Origin of the sequence: Streptomyces sp. NPDC046939, assembly GCF_040644575.1 — a bacterium.
In the GTDB taxonomy this organism is placed as follows: domain Bacteria; phylum Actinomycetota; class Actinomycetes; order Streptomycetales; family Streptomycetaceae; genus Streptomyces.
Map to the genome: position 1 here is coordinate 95,185 of NZ_JBEYWV010000028.1, position 19,576 is coordinate 114,760.

Annotated in this window: 14 protein-coding genes and 1 tRNA gene; 11 read left to right on the top strand and 4 right to left on the bottom strand. The window is 72.7% G+C overall.

Annotation, left to right across the window (positions count from 1 at the left end; translation table 11 throughout):
- Positions 1 to 11 precede the first annotated feature (11 nt).
- The 5 genes from mmsA to ABZ877_RS28040 all read left to right on the top strand — a co-directional run bounded on the left by mmsA (position 12) and on the right by ABZ877_RS28040 (position 9,068).
- Positions 12 to 1,520 (top strand): CoA-acylating methylmalonate-semialdehyde dehydrogenase, encoded by a 1,509-nt coding sequence (gene mmsA / locus ABZ877_RS28020; RefSeq protein ID WP_361076213.1) that lies wholly within the window; start codon positions 12 to 14, stop codon positions 1,518 to 1,520.
- Positions 1,521 to 1,925: 405 nt separating this feature from the next.
- Positions 1,926 to 3,383: an APC family permease gene (locus ABZ877_RS28025; protein WP_361076216.1), complete on the top strand. Its 1,458-nt coding sequence runs from the start codon at positions 1,926 to 1,928 to the stop codon at positions 3,381 to 3,383.
- A gap of 168 nt (positions 3,384 to 3,551) precedes the next feature.
- Positions 3,552 to 6,308, top strand: a complete 2,757-nt coding sequence (locus ABZ877_RS28030) for an alpha/beta fold hydrolase (RefSeq protein ID WP_361076219.1) — start codon at positions 3,552 to 3,554, stop codon at positions 6,306 to 6,308.
- On the top strand, positions 6,305 to 7,237 hold the full coding sequence (locus ABZ877_RS28035; RefSeq protein WP_361076222.1) for an ABC transporter permease subunit: 933 nt from the start codon (positions 6,305 to 6,307) through the stop codon (positions 7,235 to 7,237). Before ABZ877_RS28030 ends, ABZ877_RS28035 begins: the two co-directional genes overlap by 4 nt.
- A 208-nt stretch (positions 7,238 to 7,445) precedes the next feature.
- Entirely contained in the window at positions 7,446 to 9,068 is a 1,623-nt protein-coding gene (locus tag ABZ877_RS28040; RefSeq protein WP_361076225.1) for a von Willebrand factor type A domain-containing protein, read from the top strand.
- 19 nt (positions 9,069 to 9,087) lie between these two features.
- Here ABZ877_RS28040 and ABZ877_RS28045 read toward each other — a convergent pair whose 3' ends face one another.
- Together ABZ877_RS28045 and ABZ877_RS28050 are read right to left on the bottom strand one after the other, a co-directional pair.
- Positions 9,088 to 10,305: an acyl-CoA dehydrogenase family protein gene (locus ABZ877_RS28045; protein WP_361076228.1), complete on the bottom strand. Its 1,218-nt coding sequence runs from the start codon at positions 10,303 to 10,305 to the stop codon at positions 9,088 to 9,090.
- A 13-nt stretch (positions 10,306 to 10,318) separates the two neighbouring features.
- Entirely contained in the window at positions 10,319 to 10,786 is a 468-nt protein-coding gene (locus ABZ877_RS28050) for an SCP2 sterol-binding domain-containing protein (protein ID WP_361076232.1), read from the bottom strand.
- A gap of 105 nt (positions 10,787 to 10,891) precedes the next feature.
- Here ABZ877_RS28050 and ABZ877_RS28055 point away from each other — a divergent pair, with 105 nt between their 5' ends.
- Both ABZ877_RS28055 and ABZ877_RS28060 read left to right on the top strand, forming a co-directional pair.
- Positions 10,892 to 11,557, top strand: a complete 666-nt coding sequence (locus ABZ877_RS28055) for a TetR/AcrR family transcriptional regulator (RefSeq protein ID WP_361076235.1) — start codon at positions 10,892 to 10,894, stop codon at positions 11,555 to 11,557.
- 186 nt (positions 11,558 to 11,743) lie between these two features.
- Positions 11,744 to 13,744 (top strand): AMP-binding protein, encoded by a 2,001-nt coding sequence (locus ABZ877_RS28060; protein WP_361076236.1) that lies wholly within the window; start codon positions 11,744 to 11,746, stop codon positions 13,742 to 13,744.
- Positions 13,745 to 13,777: 33 nt separating this feature from the next.
- On the opposite strand, the gene ABZ877_RS28065 is transcribed toward ABZ877_RS28060, so the two are convergent.
- A complete protein-coding gene (locus tag ABZ877_RS28065) occupies positions 13,778 to 14,200 on the bottom strand; it encodes a cytidine deaminase (protein ID WP_361076239.1) in 423 nt (140 codons plus the stop codon).
- Positions 14,201 to 14,387: 187 nt separating this feature from the next.
- On the opposite strand from ABZ877_RS28065, the gene ABZ877_RS28070 reads away from it, so the two are divergent.
- Positions 14,388 to 14,609 (top strand): hypothetical protein, encoded by a 222-nt coding sequence (locus tag ABZ877_RS28070; RefSeq protein WP_361076242.1) that lies wholly within the window; start codon positions 14,388 to 14,390, stop codon positions 14,607 to 14,609.
- Between the two features lie 109 nt (positions 14,610 to 14,718).
- Here ABZ877_RS28070 and ABZ877_RS28075 read toward each other — a convergent pair.
- Positions 14,719 to 14,791 (bottom strand) — tRNA-Arg (locus ABZ877_RS28075).
- Positions 14,792 to 15,158: 367 nt separating this feature from the next.
- On the opposite strand from ABZ877_RS28075, the gene ABZ877_RS28080 reads away from it, so the two are divergent.
- From ABZ877_RS28080 to ABZ877_RS28090, 3 genes are all read left to right on the top strand, one after another.
- Entirely contained in the window at positions 15,159 to 16,805 is a 1,647-nt protein-coding gene (locus ABZ877_RS28080) for a dynamin family protein (RefSeq protein WP_361076245.1), read from the top strand.
- 8 nt (positions 16,806 to 16,813) lie between these two features.
- Positions 16,814 to 18,790 carry a YfjP family GTPase gene (locus ABZ877_RS28085; RefSeq protein WP_361076247.1) on the top strand — a complete coding sequence of 659 codons (1,977 nt, stop codon included), beginning with the start codon at positions 16,814 to 16,816 and terminating at the stop codon, positions 18,788 to 18,790.
- A 94-nt stretch (positions 18,791 to 18,884) separates the two neighbouring features.
- A complete protein-coding gene (locus ABZ877_RS28090) occupies positions 18,885 to 19,367 on the top strand; it encodes a single-stranded DNA-binding protein (protein ID WP_361076250.1) in 483 nt (160 codons plus the stop codon).
- Positions 19,368 to 19,576 lie beyond the last annotated feature (209 nt).

A 19,576-nucleotide genomic window follows, 5' to 3' on the forward strand; every position in this document is an offset into this window, starting at 1 on the left:
AGGAGTTGCCCATGTCTGACACGAAGTCCGTCCACCACTGGATCGGCGGCAAGACCGTCGAGGGCGTCTCGGGCAACCACGGCCCGGTGACGGACCCGGCGACGGGCGCGGTCACGACGCGCGTCGACTTCGCGAGCGTCGAGGAGGTGGACGCGGCGGTCGCGGCGGCGAAGGAGGCGTTCGCGAGCTGGGGCACGTCGTCGCTGGCCAAGCGGACGGAGATCCTGTTCCGGTTCCGGGCGCTGCTCGACGCCAACCGGGACGCGATCGCCGAGCTGATCACGGCCGAGCACGGCAAGGTGCACTCGGACGCGCTCGGCGAGGTCGCGCGCGGCCTGGAGATCGTGGACCTCGCCTGCGGCATCAACGTGCAGTTGAAGGGCGAGCTGTCGACGCAGGTCGCGAACCGGGTGGACGTGGCGTCGATCCGCCAGCCGGTCGGCGTCGTCGCGGGCATCACACCGTTCAACTTCCCGGCGATGGTGCCGATGTGGATGTTCCCGATCGCCATCGCGTGCGGCAACACGTTCGTCCTGAAGCCGTCGGAGAAGGACCCCTCGGCGTCGATCAAGCTCGCGGAGCTGCTCGCCGAGGCGGGCCTGCCGGACGGCGTCTTCAACGTCGTGCACGGCGACAAGGTGGCCGTCGACCGCCTGCTCGAACACCCGGACGTGGCGGCGGTCTCCTTCGTCGGCTCGACGCCGATCGCCCGCCACATCCACACCACCGCCTCCGCCCACGGCAAGCGCGTCCAGGCGCTCGGCGGCGCCAAGAACCACATGCTGGTGCTGCCCGACGCCGACCTCGACGCGGCGGCGGACGCGGCGGTCTCGGCGGCGTACGGCTCGGCGGGCGAGCGCTGCATGGCGATCTCGGCGGTCGTGGCCGTCGGTTCCGTCGCCGACGAGCTGGTCGCGAAGATCAAGGACCGGGCCGAGAAGATCAAGATCGGGCCCGGCAACGACCCGGCGTCCGAGATGGGCCCGCTGATCACGGCCGCCCACCGCGACAAGGTCGCCTCGTACGTGGCGGGCGCGGCGGACGAGGGCTGCGAGGTCGTCCTCGACGGCACCGGCTACACGGTCGAGGGCCACGAGAACGGCCACTGGATCGGCCTCTCCCTCCTCGACCACGTACCGACGTCGGCGAAGGCGTACCAGGACGAGATCTTCGGCCCGGTCCTGTGCGTCCTGCGCGTGGACACGTACGACGAGGGTGTCGCCCTCATCAACAGCTCGCCCTACGGCAACGGCACGGCGATCTTTACCCGGGACGGCGGTGCCGCGCGCCGCTTCCAGCTGGAGGTCGAGGCGGGCATGGTCGGCGTGAACGTCCCGATCCCGGTGCCGGTCGGCTACCACTCCTTCGGCGGCTGGAAGGACAGCCTCTTCGGCGACCACCACATCTACGGCAACGACGGCACGCACTTCTACACGCGCGGCAAGGTCGTCACGACCCGCTGGCCGGACCCGGCGGACGCCCCCGCCGGCGTCGACCTGGGCTTCCCGCGCAACCACTAGGCGCGCGGAACCTTCTACCCGGCTGAGTGCCCCGGCCCGCCGTCCCTCCCGGCGGGCCGGGGCACATTATTTTCGGCGAAGTTCGGAAGCCGGGCTGCGGTTCCCGTACGTAGGGGATGAACCGGACGCCAAAGGCCCCTGGCGCACGCCTCCTTGCAATCGAAGGCGATGTGACGCTGCCGGTGTATTGAACTCGGCCGATATGCCGAACAGCCGAAGAAGCGCCGGTGATCGGCCGACCTTGCGGCTACGGAATCCGCAGGAAAACGGGCGTTGACGTTCCGGATACGTCCGGGGTTCGATGACGCGCCAGGAGCGGATGCACACCCCCCTCGTCCAGCCTTTCGGAGGCGATAGCGCTCCCGCCCGCGAACATCTGCCGCACGAGTCGATCGGAACCACCGGATGACCGACACGCTTCGCCCACCGACCGCCGACGCCGCCGCCCCTGCGGCGACGGACCCCGCCCCGGACCCGGCTGCGGCGTCCAAGGCCCTCGGCTCTCCCCAAGCGCTGAAGCGTTCCATCGGCGTCGTCGGCGGCACCCTGCTCACGCTGTCGTGCGTGACGCCCGCGTCGACGCTGTTCGTCGTGGTCCCCGACCTGTTCGGCAGCCTGGGCACGGCGACGGCCCTCACCATCGCGATCGGCTCGCTGCTCTGTATCGGCGTGGCGTTCTGCTACTCGGAGCTGGGCACCCTCATCCCCAGCGCGGGCGGCGAGTACGCCATGGTCTCCACGCTCGCGGGCCGCCTGGCGGGCTGGCTCGTCTTCGTGCTGTCCCTCCTCGTCGTGATGATCGTGCCGCCGGTGATCGCGATGGGCACGGCGGACTACCTGGCCCCGCTGGTCCACCTGGACCCGTCGATGGCGGGCGCGGCGGTGATGCTCCTGGCCACGCTGGCGGGCCTCCTGGACCTGCGCGCGAACGCCTGGATCACCGGCGTCTTCCTGGTCCTTGAGGTCATCGCGGCGGCCGTGGTGGCGGTCCTCGGCTTCGCCCACGCCGAACGCGGCGCGGGCTCCCTTGTCTCCCTGCAGGTGGCGGGCGCCGACGGCTCAGCGAACCACCCCGACACGGTGACGGCGATGCTGATCGTCTCCGGCCTGGCCATCGCCCTCTTCGTGACCCAGGGCTTCTCGACGGCCGTCTACCTCTCCGAGGAGCTGGAGAACCCCCGTACGTCCGTCTCCCGCACGGTCCTCGCCACGCTCGCCATCTCCACGGTCATCATCCTGGTCCCGGTCGTGGCGATCACGATGGGCGCCCCGGACCTCGCCGCGCTCACCTCGGGCGACATCGGCACGATGGTCCAGGCGTGGTCGAACTCGGCGGTCGGCACGTTCGTCTCGCTGTGCGTCGCGCTCGCCATCATCAACGCGGGCATCGTCATGGTCATCCAGAACTCCCGCGTCCTGTTCGCCTCGGCCCGCGACAAGGCGTGGCCCCGCCCCGTCAACCGCGCCCTCTCCCGGCTCGGCCGCTTCGGCTCCCCGTGGGTCGCGACACTGGTCGTGGGCGTGCCCGGCGCGGCGCTGTGCTTCGTCAACCTGGACACCCTGTACGGCATCACCGGCGTCTCGGTCACCGGCATGTACATCCTCGTCGCGATCGCCGCCCTCCTGGCCCGCCGCGGCACCCACCGCCACCGCGCCGCCTGGCGCATGCCCCTGTGGCCGGCGGTCCCGGCCCTCCTCATCGTGGTCCTCGCCTACGTCCTCACCCAGCAGGAGGTTTCCTACCTCCTGTGGACGGGCGGCATCACAGCGGCGGCAACGGCGTACTGGGCCCTCTACCTGCGCCCCCGCCCGACGGAACGCTGGGTGATCTCGATCCCGGAGGACGAGGAGACGGCGGCCTGACCCGGGGGTTGCGGGTCTCCTGAGTGACGGGCTGACGGATCATCACGGCCGGGTGAAGTCGTACCACGCCTGCGGTACGCGGGTCGCGCCGCGTACTCCCGGGGGAGGGGCGCGGGTTCCGACCGGGGGGTGCGGTGACTGTCAGTGGCGGCGCTTACGGTTGGTGTCATGGAGCTGCGAGGGCGCCCAGGGCGCGGATGGCGCGAGCGGGTACGCGGGAGGCCGTGGGGGTGGGGTGCCGTCGTGGCGGCCCTGATCGTGCTCGTCGGGGCGGGGACCTGGTCCGTCGCCGCGGCCACGGGCGCCGGGGACGGCCCGGCCGTGCACCGGCAGGACCGGACGATGCCGATGGGCGGGGACGTCCGGATCCGGACCTCCTACTTCACGGCCGGTGATGAGAAGGGGAAGCGGCCTGCGGTGCTCCTCGCGCACGGGTTCGGTGGCAGCAAGGAGGACGTGCGGGGTGAGGCGGAGAAGCTGGCCCGGGACGGGTACGCGGTCCTGACCTGGTCCGCGCGCGGCTTCGGCGGATCGACCGGCAAGATCGGGCTGAACGACCCGCGCGGCGAGGTCGCCGATGTGTCGCGGCTGATCGACTGGCTGGCGACCCGGCCCGAGGTGCGGCTCGACAAGGCGGGCGACCCGCGCGTGGGCGTCACGGGCGCGTCGTACGGCGGCGCGGTCTCGCTGCTCGCGGCGGCGTACGACAAGAGGGTCGACGCGATAGCCCCGCACATCACGTACTGGAACCTGGCGGACGCGCTGTTCCCGGACGGCGTCTTCAAGAAGCTGTGGACCGGCATCTTCTTCACCACGGGCTCCGCCGACATCGGCGCCCGCACCAGTGAGGCCGGACTGCACTGCGGCCGGTTCGAGGACAAGCTGTGCGCCATGTATCAGCGGGTCGCCGTCGCCGGTGAGCCGGACGCGGAAGCCCGCAAACTGCTTGAGGCGCGCAGCCCGTCGGCCGTCGGCGACCGCATCAAGGTGCCCACGCTCATCTCGCAGGGGCAGACCGATTCCTTGTTCCCGCTGAGCCACGCCGACGCGATGGCGAAGCGGATCAAGGCGAACGGCGCCCCCGTCGACGTCGACTGGATCGCGGGCGGCCACGACGGCGGCGCCATGGAGTCGGACCGTACGCTCGGCCGCGTGACGTCGTGGTTCGACCGGTATCTGAAGGACGAGGACGTCGACACAGGGCCCGCGTTCCGCGTGACCCGCACCGGCGGCGTCGACTCCACGGACGGCGCGGCGACCCTGCGCGGCGCGAGCGGCGACACATACCCCGGCCTGCGCGGCGAGAAGCGGGTGTCGGTTCCGCTGAAGTCCGCCACGGAGACGTTCCAGAACCCGCCGGGCGGCGCCCCGCCGTCGATCTCGGCCGTGCCGGGTCTCGGCAGCGCGTCACAGCTGTCGTCGTCCCTCGGCGTCGGACTCGCGCTCGACTTCCCGGGCCAGTTCGCCCGGTTCGACTCGGCGCCGCTGAGGAAGTCCGTACGCGTCACGGGTTCGCCCACGGTCACGGCCCACGTGAAGTCCTCCACCGGCACCGCCGTCCTCTTCGCGAAGGTCTACGACGCCGGGCCGGGCGGCACCCGCCAGGTCCTGCCCTCCCAACTCGTCACGCCGGTACGGGTGACGGACGCGGGCGGCGCCGGCAAGGACGTCACGTTCACGCTCCCGGCCATCGACCACCAGGCGCAGAAGGGGCACACGCTGCGGTTCGTGCTCTCCGCGACGGACCTCGGCTACGCCTCCCCGGCACAGGCCGCGACGTACCGGGTCTCGGTCGAGGGGCCGCTGAGCCTGCCGACCGCGCCCACCGTCGAGACGGCGTCCGCGCCGCTGCCCGCCTGGGTGTGGTGGCTGCCGCTCGCCGCGGTGGTCGTGGCGGCGGCGCTGCTGCTCACGGCGCGCAGGCGGACGACGGCGCCCCCGCCCGACCCGGCCCTGGCCGAAGTCCCTCTCCAGATCACCGGCTTGAGCAAGCGGTACGCCAAGTCGACGGACCGGTACGCCGTCCGCGACCTGTCCTTCCGCGTCGACAAGGGCCAGGTCCTCGGCCTGCTCGGGCCGAACGGCGCGGGCAAGACGACCACCCTGCGCATGCTCATGGGCCTCATCCGGCCCGACGAGGGCGAGATCCGGGTCTTCGGCCACGCGATCCGCCCCGGCGCCCCGGTCCTCTCCCGGGTCGGCGCCTTCGTCGAGGGCGCCGGTTTCCTGCCGCACCTGTCCGGGCGGGAGAACCTGGAGCTGTACTGGCGGGCCACCGGCCGCCCGGCCGCCGACGCCCATGTCGAGGAGGCGCTGGAGATCGCCGGTCTCGGCGACGCGCTCGCCCGCGCGGTGCGCACGTACTCGCAGGGCATGCGGCAGCGCCTCGCCATCGCCCAGGCCATGCTCGGCCTGCCCGACCTGCTGATCCTCGACGAGCCGACGAACGGCCTCGACCCGCCGCAGATCCGCGAGATGCGCGAGGTCATGATCCGGTACGCGCGCGGTGGCCGCACCGTCATCGTCTCCAGCCATCTCCTTGCCGAGGTCGAGCAATCCTGCACGCACCTCGTCGTCATGGACCGTGGCCGTCTCGTGGAGGCGGGCCGGGTCGAGGACATCGTCGGCTCCGGCGACACGGTGCTGGTGGGCCTGGCCGCCGACATCTCCGAGCCGTTGTTCGAGAAGGTGGCGGCGCTGGAGGGCGTGGAGTCGGTGGTCAGGGCGGAAGAGGGGCTGCTGGTGCGGCTCGCACCCCGCGTCCCGGCCGCGCGTTCCGGTGGCCCGGACGCCCCCGAGGACCGGGGCGACCCCGCCGCCCGCCTCCTCGCCGACCTGGTCCGGCTCGACGTGCCCGTAAAGGCGCTCGGCCCGCACCGGCGACTCGAGGACGCGTTCCTGACGCTGATCGGAGGCTCCGCATGAGCAGCAGCACCGGGCCCGCCACGCCCCCCAAGGCCGCGCCCCCGGAGATCGCGCTCGCCGCCGGTCACACCGGTCACACCGGTCACACCGGCCACGCCGACGGCTACCAGCCCGCCCGCACCCTCCCCCTCCGCGTCGAGCTGGCCCGGCAGGTGAAGCGGCGGCGCACCCTCGTCATGGGGGCGGTGCTCGCGCTGCTGCCCTTCGTGCTGGTCGCCGCGTTCGCGATCGGCGGGCAGCCGGAGGGGCGTGACGGGCGGGTGACGCTGATGGACACGGCCACCGCGTCCGCCGCGAACTTCGCCGCCACCTGCCTGTTCGTGTCGGCCGGGTTCCTGCTTGTCATCCCCGTCGCCCTGTTCTGCGGCGACACGGTGGCCTCCGAGGCGAACTGGTCGAGCCTGCGCTATCTGCTCGCCGCCCCGGTGCCGCGCGCCCGCCTGCTCTGGTCGAAGCTGGTCGTCGCGCTCGGGTTGAGCCTCGGCGCGATGGCGCTGCTGCCGGTCGTGGCGCTCGGCGTGGGCGCGGTCGCGTACGGCTGGGGGCCGCTGGACATACCGACCGGCGGGGCCCTGCCGTCCGGTACGGCGGCGCAGCGGCTGCTCGTCGTGATCGCGTACATCTTCGTGTCGCAGCTGGTCACCGCGGGCCTGGCGTTCTGGCTGTCGACGAAGACGGACAACCCGCTGGGCGCGGTCGGCGGCGCGGTCTTCCTGACGATCGTGGGCAATGTCCTGGACGCGGTCACCGCCCTCGGCCACTGGCGCGACTTCCTGCCCGCGCACTGGCAGTTCGCCTGGGCCGACCTGTTCCAGGCGCAGCCCGAGTGGAGCGGGATGGTGCAGGGCGCGTCGGTGTCGGTCGCGTACGCGGTGGTGCTGTTCGCGCTGGCGTTCCGGGGGTTCGCGCGGAAGGACGTGGTGTCGTGACGCCCGCGTGAACGGCACGGCGGATGGCGCCCGGGTCTCCGGAGGATCACCCACCGGTCACAACCGCCGCCCGCCGTGACCCCTTTGAGGCCAAGGCGCAATCGCCCGGGACGAACACCCGGCCCCTCTCCCGCGTCAGAGTCACATGAGACGGACGCGGGGACCTGGGGACACGGGAGGGGCGATCATGCGGGGTGGCTCGGGCGGTATGCGCCGTGGCGGAGGGACGTTGCTGGCCGCGCTCCTCGCCGGGGGACTGTTGCTCACCGGGTGCGGTCCGGCCGGTACGTCGTCGGACAGCTCGCAGAAGCGGGCACCGTACGGCGGCCAGGGCTTCACGGGCGGGAACGGCTCCGGGAAGGGCCCGGCCGCCTCCGTGGCGCCGGACGGCGGCGACCCTGACAGCACCGACGGAGGCAGCCCCGACCGGGACAGCGACGCGGACTACCGCTCGACCTTCGCCCTCGACGTCGACACCGCTTCCTACGGTTACGCGCGCCGCACCCTCGCCGAGGGGCGGCTGCCGGACCCCGCGTCGGTGCGGCCCGAGGAGTTCGTCAACAGCTTCCGGCAGGCCTACCCGCGCCCGGCGGGCAACGGCTTCTCGGTGACGATGGACGGCGCCCGCACCGGCGACGACGGCTGGCGCCTGATGCGCGTGGGCCTCGCGACGGCGCAGGCCCCCGCGAACGGGGAGCGTCCGCCCGCCGCGCTGACGTTCGTCGTCGACGTCTCCGGCTCCATGGACGAGCCGGGCCGCCTCGACCTGGTCAAGCAGTCCCTGGCCACGCTCACCGACGAACTCCGCCCCGACGACTCGATCGCCCTGGTCACCTTCAGCGACGAGGCGCGGACGGTGCTGCCGATGACCCGGCTCGGGGCGCGCGGCGGCGAGGTGCGCGCCGACGTCCACGACGCCGTCGACAGCCTCGAAGCGACCGCCTCGACCAACCTGGAGGCGGGCGTCCGCACCGGCTACGCGACGGCGGTCGACGGCGCGAGGCCCGGCGCCACCAACCGCGTCGTCCTCCTCTCCGACGCCCTCGCCAACGACGGGGAGACCTCCGCCGACGCGATCCTCGAACGCGTCGCGGACGCCCGCCGCGAGCACGGCATCACCCTGTTCGGGGTGGGTGTCGGCAGCGACTACGGCGACGCGCTGATGGAACGCCTCGCCGACAAGGGCGATGGCCACACCACCTACGTCTCCTCACCCGCCGACGCCCGCAGGGTCTTCGTGCGGGAACTCCCGGCCAACGTGGAGCTGCGCGCGCGGGACGCGAAGGCGCAGGTCACCTTTGACAAGGACACGGTGGCCGGGTTCCGGCTGCTCGGCTACGACGACCGCCGCGTCGCCGACGACGACTTCCGCGACGACCGCGTGGACGGCGGCGAGATCGGCCCCGGCCACACGGTGACGGCGCTGTACGCGGTCAAGCTCCGTGAGAACGCGGAGAACGCGGAGGACGCAAAGGACGCCGGGGACGTGCAGGGTGCCGAAGGGACCGGGGGCCGGGTGGCGACCGCGACGGTCCGCTGGCTCGACCCGGAGAGCCGCGCGCCCCGCGAAGCCTCCGGCACGATCACCGCCTCGGCCCTGGCCCGCCCGCTGTGGTCGACCGAGACACCGCCCCGCCTGCGCGTGGCCGCGGTCGCGGCGTACCTCGCGCGCGCCCTGAGCGGCGGCGCCGCCGCCTCGTGGCCGGACGAGCCGAGCCCGGAGCAACTCGTGGCGCGGGTCGAGGCGTTGACGGCGGCCACGGAGGACAGCGACGTACGGGCCCTGGTCGAGGCGGTGCGCGAGGCGGCGGCGCTGCGGAACGCGGAGTAACTGCGGCGGGCGCGCGGGTTCAGCGGATCTGGCGCCCCGAGATGGCCCGCGCGATGACAAGGCGCTGGATCTCGCTGGTCCCCTCGAAGATGGTGTAGATCTTCGCGTCCCGGTACATCCGCTCGACCGGGTGTTCCCTGCTGTACCCGGCGCCCCCGAGGACCTGGATCGCCTTCTCGCTGGCGGCGACGGCGAGTTCACCGGCGCGGAGCTTCGACATCGAGCCCTGCCCGGCGTCGAACACCTTGTCGTTGCGGGCCATCCACGCCGCCTGCCAGATGAGCAGCCGGCACGCCTCGATCTCCGTACGGAGGTCGGCGAGGGCGAACGCGATGGCCTGGTTCTCGATGATCGGGCGGCCGAACGCCTCCCGGTCGCCGGCGTATTCGAGGGCGTACTCGTAGGCGGCGCGCGCGATCCCGAGCGCCTGTGCGCCCACGGTCGGCCGGCTGACCTCGAAGGTCGACATCGCGGCCTGTCCGCGACCGGTGCCCCGCGTGCCTTCGCGGGCCCGTGCGAGCCGCGCGTCGAGCTTCTCCTTTCCGCCGAGGAGGCAGTGGCCCGGCACCCGTACGTCGTCGAGGAAGACGTCGGCGGTGTGCGAGGCCCGCAGCCCCAGCTTCCGGATCTTCTTGGCGCCTTCGAGACCGGGCGTGCCCGGCGGCACGACGAAGGCGGCCTGCCCGCGCGAGCCCAGGGCGGGGTCGACGGAGGCGACGACGACGTGCACGTTCGCGATGCCGCCATTGGTGATCCAGGCCTTCTGGCCGCTGATCACCCACTCGTCCTTCGCCTCGTCGTAGCGGGCCCGCGTCCGCATCGCCGCGACGTCCGAACCGGCCTGCGGCTCCGACACGCAGAACGCCGCGACCTTCGGGTCGTCCGCGTCGCCGAAGCACTGCGGCACCCACTCGGCCAACTGGTCGGGCGTGCCGGACGAGAAGATCCCGGCGACGGCGAGTGAGGTCCCGAACAGCGCCATGCCGATGCCCGCGTCGCCCCAGAACAGCTCCTCGTTGGCGATCTGCAGTGAGATGCCGCTCGGGTCGCCGAAGAGTTCGGCCAGGGACTCGAACCCGTAGAGGCCGATCTTCGCGGCCTCCCGGATCACGGGCCAGGGCGTCTCCTCGCGCTCGTCCCACTCGGCGGCGGCGGGCCGCACCACGTCGACGGCGAACCCGTGCACCCAGTCGCGCAGATCGCGCTGGTCCTGGTCCAGTTCCAGAGAGAAAGCCATGGTGTCGCCGCCCCTACGCCTTCGGTATGTCGAAGTAGCGGGTCAGGCCCGCCGCGAGCGCGACATCGCCCGCGATCTTCACCTTGCGGAGCATGAACAGGGTGACGGGCGAGGCGTTGCCCGACACGAGCTTGAGGAAGTCGGCGTCGTTCATGATCAGCGTGACGCGCGGTTCCGCGTCCGAGCGGCCCTCCGTCACCGTGCACGTACCGTCGCCGATCCTGGTCTCGTAGACGGCGTCGGGCACCTCGCCCTGACCGGTGACCTTCCAGCGGATCAGCGCCTGGAGCGATCCGGCGACCTCCGGCTTGAACTGGCGTTCCATGCGCCCGAAGACCTCCGCGAGGACGCGGACGCGCAAGGCGCTGTCCCGCGCGATCTCGTTGATCTCCTTGGTGGACAGGCCCTTCACGAGCCGCGCGAACTCCTCGGGCGTGACGCTCGCGAAGTCGAGGGCCGCGATGTCGTCGGCACCGCTCATGCAACTCTCCCTGCCGTGACGGGGTGAACTTACTGCTGGGTGAACTTACCGCTGGGTAAGATTACTTATTGGTAAGGTTACGGCTACGTAGGTAGGCTGACAAGAGTGACGGGGACTTCGGGAGCTGCGGGGCCGACGCGCCGCAAACGCGTGCCGCGCCAGGTGCGTGAGCAGCAGATCATCGACGTGGCGGTACGGGTCTTCGCCAAGCGGGGCTACCACGCGGCGTCCGTCGACGAGATCGCCGAACTCGCCGGAATCTCCAAGCCCATGGTCTACCTCTACCTGGAGTCCAAGGAGGGCCTCTTCCTGGCCTGCCTGCGCCGCGAGGCGGAGCGGCTGGTCGTCGCGTTCCAGGAGGCGGCGCGAGGCGCGGGCGCCGCGCCCGAACTGCGCCTGTACGCGGGCCTGTCGGCGTTCTTCGCGTTCGTCGCAGAGCACCGGGACAGCTGGGTCGTCCTGCACCGGCAGGCATCCGAGCTGACCGAGACGATCGCAGGGGCGGTCGCGGAGGCGCGGCGGGCGGTCATGGCGGAGGTCGCGGGCCTGGTCAGGGACGGCATCTCGGCCAGCGGCCGGGGCGCCCGGCTCGGCGCGCAGGACGCCGACTTCGTGGCGCACGCGCTGGTCGGGGCGGCCGACTCGCTCACTGACTGGATGGAGCGCAACCCCGGCCAGAAGCCCGACGGCATGGCGTTGCGCCTGATGAACATGGTGTGGGTGGGGATGCGGGACGTCCTCGACGGCGAGGCGTGGCTGCCGGAGGCGTGAGCGCGGCGATCTCCGCGCGACCCATTGATTTTTCGTTACGCGTGAGTAAGTTGACTCTGGAGTAAGGAGAACGCCGCAGGTTCTGCCCCGCGCAGAGCCTGCCCGCACGCATCACCCCTGAACGCACCGCACCTGCACGCACCACCCCTGTACCGACCGCAAGCCGCCGCGCGACCGGGAGCCGTCATGGGCGTACGCAAGGATCTGAAACGGGCCAGGAAACGCAGCGACCTGGCCGACCGCGTGAAGCCCGAACTCCGCAGGGACGAACGGGGCGTCGTCCGCGAGGCCCGCACCCCGCCCCTCGCCGCGCCTCCGTCGGACGGTACGACGCCCGCCGACATCCCGTTCCTGAACGCGGCCGAGGCGCCGGACACCGTGGTCCTGCGACGCAGAAGCGCGGGCGCGGGGGAGTGGCGGCCGGTCACCGCGGCGGCGTTCGCGCGGGAAGTCACCGCGACCGCCAAGGGGCTGATCGCCGCCGGACTCGAACCGGGCGGCCGCGTCGCCCTGATGTCCCGCACCCGCTACGAGTGGGAGGTCCTCGACTTCGCGATCTGGGCGGCCGGCGGCCAGACCGTCCCGATCTACGCGACCTCCTCGCCCGAGCAGATCGAATGGATCGTACGGGACTCGGGCGCGCGCCTGCTGATCGTCGAGACCCCGGAGAACGCGGTCGCCGCCGAGGCCGGACTCGCCGCGCTCCCCGACGCCGACCGGCCGCGCATCCGGCAGATCACCCCGGCCCCCGCGCCCACCCCGGCGGCGGAGGCGGCGAGCGGCGCGCTGAGCGAACTCGCCGCGCTGGGCCGCGACATCCCGGACGACGAGGTCGCCAAGCGCCGCGCCGCCCTGACCCCGGACACCATCGCCACGATCTGCTACACCTCCGGCACCACCGGCCGCCCCAAGGGGTGCGTCCTCACGCACGGCAATCTGTACGCGGAGGCCGCCAACACCGTCGAACTGCTGCACCCCATCTTCAAGGCGATCACCGGCCAGACCGCCTCCACGCTCCTCTTCCTGCCCCTGGCCCACATCCTGGGCCGCACCATCCAGATCGCGTGCCTGCTCGCCCGTATCGAACTGGGCCACTGCCCCAGCATCAAGCCGGACGAGCTGCGGCCCGAACTGCGTTCGTTCCGGCCGACGTTCGTGGTCGGCGTGCCGTACCTCTTCGAGAAGATCCACGACACGGGACGGGCCACGGCCGAGAAGATCGGGCGTGGTGCGTCGTTCGACCGGGCCGACCGGATCGCCGTGAAGTTCGGCGAACGCAGCCTGGCGAAGTTCCTGGAGGGGCCGGGGGCGGCGGGCGCCCGGAGGCGGGGCGGCGGCCCCGGGCTCGGCCTCACCCTCGCCACCGGCCTCTACGACCTCCTGGTCTACCGCCGCGTACGCAAGGAGCTCGGCGGCCGTCTGCGCTACGCGATCAGCGGCGGCTCACCCCTCGACCGCGGCCTCAACCTCTTCTTCTACACCGCCGGAATCGTGATCTACGAGGGGTACGGCCTGACCGAGACGACCGCCGCCGCCACCATCACCCCGCCGCTGCGGCCCCGCCCCGGCACCGTCGGCCTGCCGGTGCCGGGCACCGCCATCCGTCTCGCGGACGATGGGGAAGTGCTGGTCAAGGGTCCGATCGTGTTCGGCTCGTACTGGCACAACGCCACCGCGACCGCCGAGGCGCTGGACCCGGACGGCTGGTTCCGCACCGGCGACCTCGGCGCGCTCGACGACGACGGCTACCTGACCATCACCGGCCGCAAGAAGGACATCCTCGTCACGAGCGGCGGCAAGAACGTCTCCCCGGCCGTCCTGGAGGACCGCCTGCGCAGCCGTCCGCCGGTCGGCCAGTGCATCGTCGTCGGCGACAACCGCTCCTACGTCGCCGCCCTGGTCACCCTCGAACCGGAGTCCGTCGCGCACTGGCTGAGCGTGCGCAAGCTGCCCGCCGACACGCCGATGTCCGAGGTGATCCGTGACCCGCGCATGATCGCGGACGTGCAGAAGGCCGTCGACTTCGCCAACGAGGCCGTCTCGCGCGCCGAGTCCATCCGCAGGTTCAAGCTGGTCGAGGGCGAGTTCACGGAGGACAACGGGCTCCTCACCCCGTCCCTGAAGATCAAGCGCCAGGCGGTCCTGGCGGCGTACGAACGGGAGATCGAGGAGCTGTACGGTGCGTGAGCCTGGGCGGCACACCTGCCCCGGCGGGCCGCGTCACTCCTCCTCGACCTGGTGATCGGCCCACACGTACGTCACGGGGAGCAGCTCGGAGACCGGGACGCTCCGCGCCTTCCCGCCCTCGTCCGCCACGATGACCCGTATCCCGGGGAAGTAGTCGAACAGCGCTTGGCGGCAGCGACCGCACGGCGGGACGACCCCGCGCCCGCGGTCCCCGACGGCGACGATGGTGTCCAGCTCGTACGCGCCCTGGGCGGCGGCCGCGCCGATGACGACCAGCTCGGCGCAAGGGCCGCCCGTGAAGTGGTACGCGTTCATGCCGGTGATGATCCGGCCGTCACGCGCGCGTGCCGCGGAGGCCACGGTGTGGTTGTCGCCGTGGCTGCGGGCGCGCGCGACCTCGCCGGCGGCGTCGATGAGCTCCTGGTCGACGGCCTCGGAGCCGATGGGCGTGGTCATGGTCCCCCCTGGAATCGGTCGATCGGTGGCCAGGCAGGTGCGCGCGCCGGTGCCTCGTTCCTCCCCAAAGATCGAGCACGGTCCCGCACGGTGTCGAGCGATTACTCGCCGCGGGGACCACATGTAGCCCCACCTGTTTCCGTGACGTGACCTGCCGGGGCTCCCGGGGGCGCATACTGACATCACGATGACGAAGCCTTCCGCGCCGCGGCGCCACCTGCCGACAAGCCCCTTCAACGCTCCGTCCGCCGCTCCTCCCAAGCACTTCGACCTCGGGGACCGCGTCACGCACGACCGGTACGGCCTGGGGAGGATCGTCGGCGTCGAGAACGGCGTCGCGATGCTGGTCGACTTCGGCTCCCGCCAGGCCCGCATCAGCAGCCCCTACACCCACATGGACAAACTCTGACGCTCGCGCGACCAGCGCCGAAAGCCCCGGGCAAGCGCCCGGGGCTTCGTCGTGCACGGCCCCGTGCGGGCAGCGAAAAGGCCCCGCCGAAGCGGAGCCGATGTGGAGGCGCCCCCGGCAGGACTCGAACCTGCGGCCAAGCGCTTAGAAGGCGCCTGCTCTATCCACTGAGCTACGGGGGCCGGTGTGTGGCCGGTGGCTTGGACGGATGAGGGGTGGGTGATCCGTGACCTTGCCGGGGACAAGGATAGGGCTCCCGACTCCCGGTCCTTGTTGCTTCGCCTCCGCGCCACGATGTGGAGGTTCGGTGAAGCGATCCCGATAATCGCAGGCAGGTGCGAATCGTGCAGCGCTTTTGGCGTCTCGCGCCCCGGGTGTTGTGCACTCGTTATGCCTGCGCCCCCTGCCTCCCCTTCCGTCCCGCTGTGTGCTTCCTGTGCGGTATCGGGCACCTTGTTCGGGGTCCCGTGCCCGCCGACGGGGGTCGTGTCGGCGCGCAGGAGTGGTCATATGCTTCAGAAAGCCACTAAAATTGGGCATTCTTCACATGTGGTGACCTTGGACGTACGGCCTCGACTGCTCGACGCACTCACCGCGCTGCGCGACCGCGTCGCCGCCGCGCGCTTTCCGCTCCCGCTCGCGGGGGCTCCACGCGCGCGTGCCAACCGCGACGAACTGCTCGCACAGCTCGACGACTATCTGGTGCCCCGGCTGCGCGCCCCCGAAGCGCCGCTGCTCGCCGTGGTGGGCGGCTCCACCGGGGCCGGGAAGTCGACCCTCGTGAACTCGCTCGTCGGGCGGGTCGTGAGCGAGGCGGGGGTGCTGCGGCCGACGACACGGACGCCCGTCCTCGTCTGCCACCCCGACGACCACCACTGGTTCGCCGGGATGCGCGTCCTGCCCGACCTCACGCGCGTGTGGGTGCCCCGCCAGGCCGACACCGAGAGCGACACCGACGAGAGCGACGAGGACGACCCGCTCACGCCCCTCCTGGAGGACGAGGAACGGGCGCTGCGCATCGAGACCGCCGACACGCTGCCGCGCGGGCTCGCGCTCCTGGACGCGCCGGACGTCGACTCGCTCATCGCCGAGAACCGGACGCTCGCCGCCCGGCTGATCAGCGCCGCCGACGTGTGGGTCATGGTCACCACCGCGTCCCGGTACGCCGACGCCGTGCCGTGGCACCTGCTGCGTACCGCCAAGGAGTACGACGCCTCCCTGGTCACCGTCCTCGACCGGGTGCCGCACCAGGTCCTCGCCGAGGTGTCCCGCCAGTACGGCGCCCTGCTCTCCAAGGCCGGGCTCGGCGACCTGCCCCGGTTCACCGTGCCCGAGCTGCCCGAGTCGACCGGCGACGGCGGCCTGCTGCCGTCCACCGCCGTCGCACCGCTGCGGGCCTGGCTCACCCACCGCGCCCAGGACCGTGACGCCCGTACGCGCGTCATGACCCGCACCGCGCGCGGCGCGCTCGACTCGCTGCGGGCCCGGATGCCGGAGCTGGCCGCCGCGCTCGCCGCCCAGTACTCCGCCGCCGTCCGGCTCACCGCCGCCGTCGAGGACGCGTACGACAGCGAGCACGCGCGCGTGGGCGCCAGGCTGGAGAGCGGCGCCGTGCTGACCGGCGACGCGCTGAAGCGGTGGCAGAGCTATCCGCTGGACTGTTCGGCGGGTGAACTGCTCGACGCCCTGGTCGAGAGCCTCGGCGCCCTCCTGCTGTGCGCGGTGACCGCCGCCGAGGAACGCATCGACGAGGCATGGCGCGAGGAACCGGCCGGCAGCGCCCCCGAACTGGCCGCCCGCACCCCCGGACCTGACCGCGCCGAGCACCGCATCGGGCTGGCCGTACGGCGATGGCGGCGCGTCCTGGAGGAGTACGCGGAGGACGAGGTACGGGTCATCGGCGAGGCACAGGGCGCCTCACCGCCCGACCCCGAGGTCGTCGCCGCCCTCGTGGCCACCGCCCTGCTCGGCGGGCGGCGGGCCAGGGCCGCCGGCGAGACCCTGGCCGAACGGATCGGCGCGCAGGGCGCCCTGCGCCTGCGCGACCGCGGCGGACGCCTCCTGGAGACCTACCTGGACACCGTCCTCGACGCGGAACGCGACCGCCGCCTCGCGCCCGTGGACGCACTCGGCATCGGCCCCGAACCACAGGCCGCACTGATCGCGGCCTTGTCGCTGCTGCAGAAGGAGAGGTGAGGAGGGCCATGACCGCCGTCACGGATCACACCGGAGGCAGGGGCCGCCACCCCGACGACACCGACCGCCGCCCCGAGGGCGACGACCGGACAGGGGACGCCCCCCGCGCGGAACACACCGCCCACGCGCGCGACGCGCACCGCCCCGAACCCGGCGAACACGCCGCCCCCTGGGACGACGGCCTCATCGCGCGCCGCGCCGCGGGCCTGCCCGCCCAGGCGCCGGAAGCCAGCCCGGGAACGTACGACAGCCACCGCACGACCGACCTGCCCGCCCTGCCACCGGCCCTGCCCGCCACTGCGCCGCCCGCACCGCGGCTCACCCCGCGCCCCGACGCGCTGACCGACCGGCAACTGCACCAGGACCTCGCCCAGCGGCTCGACGCGCTGCGCGAACTCGTCGGGCTCTCGCGCACCAGGCTCGACGCCAAGACGCTGGCCCAGGCCGGACACGTACTCGACGAGGCCGCCGCACGGCGGCGGCTCTCCGCGCGGCACACCGTGGTCGCCGTCGCCGGGGCGACCGGAAGCGGCAAGTCGACGCTGTTCAACGCCCTCGCGGGCGTGCCCCTCTCCGAGACCGGGCTGCGCCGCCCGACCACCTCGGCGCCGATCGCCTGCAGCTGGACGGACGGCGCGGCCGGGCTGCTCGACCGGCTCGGCATCCCGGGCCGCTCCCGGCGGCGCCCCCTGCAACGGCCGCACGAGGAGGCGCCCCTGGACGGGCTCGTCCTCGTCGACCTGCCCGACCACGACTCCGCGGCGCCCGCCCACCGCGCACAGGTCGACCGGGTCCTCGCCCTGGTGGACGCCGTGATCTGGGTCGTCGACCCGGAGAAGTACGCCGACGCCATGCTGCACGAGCGGTACCTGCGGCCCATGGCCGGGCACGCCGAGGTCATGTTCGTCGTCCTCAACCAGGTCGACCGGCTGCCCGGGGACGCCGCCGACCAGGTCCTCGACGATCTGCGGCGCCTCCTCGACGAGGACGGCGTCGCACTCGGCGAGCACGGGGAACTGGGCGCCACCGTGCTGCCGCTGTCGGCCCTGAGCGGCGAGGGCGTCCCGGAACTGCGCGCCGCGCTGGGCAGGTTCACCGCTGAGCGGCAGGCCGCCGCCCGCCGGATTGCCGCCGACGTCGACGCCGCCGCCGAGAGCCTGCGGCCGGTGTACGGCGCCGGACGGCAGACCGGGCTGAGCGAGGAGGCCCGCGAGGAGTTCGCCGACCGGCTCGCCGACGCGGTGGGCGCGGCCGCCGCCGGACAGGCCGCCGAACGCGCCTGGTCCCGCTCCGCGAACCGGGCCTGCGGCACCCCCTGGCTCCGGCTCTGGCGCTGGTACGAGACGCAGCGCACCCTCGCCTCGGGCCTGACCGCCGCCGACGCGCCCGGCGACGAGGAGCAGGTGACGGCGCGTCAGCGCGTCGAGCACGCCGTGCGCGCGGTCGGCGAGGCGGCGGCGACCGGCCTGCCCCCCGCCTGGGGCCAGGCCGTACGGGAGGCCGCGACGCGGGGCGCGAGCGGGCTGCCCGAGGCGCTGGACGAGATCACGATGGAGAGCGACGCGGCGTTGGACGGCGGCCGACAGGCCCCCGGCGCGCCGCACGGCAACGGCGGGAAGCCGCCCCGGCCCGGATGGTGGCCCCTCGCCGTTTTCACGCAAGCGGCCATGACGGCGCTTCAGGTCCTCGGCGTGGCATGGCTGGTGGCGCACGTGACCGGCGCGCTGCCGTCGAACTGGCTCGTGCCCGCGCTGCTGGTGCTGGCCGGGATCGTGGGCGGCCCGTGCGTCGAATGGTCCTGCCGGCTGGCGGCGAGGGGGCCCGCGCGCCGCTACGGTCAGGAGGCGGAACGGCGCCTGCGGGACGCCGCCGCGGCCTGCGGCCGGGCCCGCGTCCTGGACCCCGTGGCGGCGGAGCTGCTGCGCTACCGGGAGGTGCGCGAGCAGTACGTACGGGTGGCGGGGTTTTCCACAACCGGCCGGTAGGGCACAGGCGTCGGCACGGATCGCGGCGCCGGTGCAGTCTGGGACCGCGGTTCGGGAGGGGCCCGGGCCGCGATGCGGACGGGGGTTGTTCGAGATGAACGAGACGCTGCTGACGGTCGTGGGGAACGTGGCGACGACACCGGTCTACCGGGAGCTGCCGACGGGGCCGGTCGCCCGGTTCCGGCTCGCGGTGACGCCGCGCCGGTTCGACGCGGTGCAGAACACGTGGGTCGACGGGCACACCAACTTCTTCACGGTGTGGGCCAAGGGGGCGCTCGGGTCGAACGTGCAGGGGTCGGTGTCGATCGGCGAACCGGTCATCGTGCAGGGCCGGTTGAAGGTGCGCGACGAGGAGCGGGGCGGCCAGCACTGGACGTCGGCGGACATCCAGGCGACCTCCGTCGGGCACGACCTCGCGCGCGGGACGTCGGCGTTCCGGCGGGTCGCCGGGAGGAGGACGGCCGCACCACAGGACGGGCACAAGGGTGGTCAACAGGACGCCCAGGAGCCCTCGTTCGAGATCGAGCCGGACGTGGGGGCGGAGCGACTGGAGCCGGAGCGGGAGCCCGTGGGGTGATCCGCCGGCGAGGGAGCGAGGAGCCTCGCGAGGGCACGGGCAGGGTGCTCCTACACCGTGACCGAAGTGCGGCTTATCGACGCCTGCGTTCCGGAGATTTGTCGATAAGCCCAGCTCATGAACGGTGTTGGCGATAACGATTGCGATTCGGATCGCTTCCCGGAGGTCCGCTCGGGGGAACCGGACGGGTTGCTTCTCCTTAGGATGCC